This window comes from Halomonas sp. ND22Bw, assembly GCF_003011945.1.
Taxonomy (GTDB): domain Bacteria; phylum Pseudomonadota; class Gammaproteobacteria; order Pseudomonadales; family Halomonadaceae; genus Halomonas; species Halomonas halophila.
Genome location: NZ_PXWD01001621.1, coordinates 1 through 242, shown reverse-complemented (window position 1 = coordinate 242; position 242 = coordinate 1). Strand labels below are relative to the sequence as shown.

Below are 242 nucleotides of genomic sequence, written 5' to 3'. Positions count from 1 at the left end.
TATGGATGTCGTGGGTCCCCTCATAGGTGTAGACGGTCTCCATGTTCGCCATATGGCGCATTGGCGAGTAATCCGTGGTAATTCCGTTGCCCCCAAGCATTTCGCGGGCGATTCTGGACTGATCGCGGGCCATTCGCACGTTGTTGCGTTTCGCCATCGAGACGTGTTGGGGGCGCAGATCGCCGCGTTCTTTCAGTTCGGCGAGCCGGTGGGCGAGCAGCTGGCTCGTCGTGATCTGGGTC

Annotated in this window: 1 protein-coding gene; it reads right to left on the bottom strand. The window is 59.9% G+C overall.

Annotated features, from left to right (window positions below):
• The coding region (locus CVH10_RS23745; RefSeq protein ID WP_369336011.1) for an acyl-CoA dehydrogenase family protein at window positions 1–242 on the bottom strand (242 nt) is incomplete at both ends.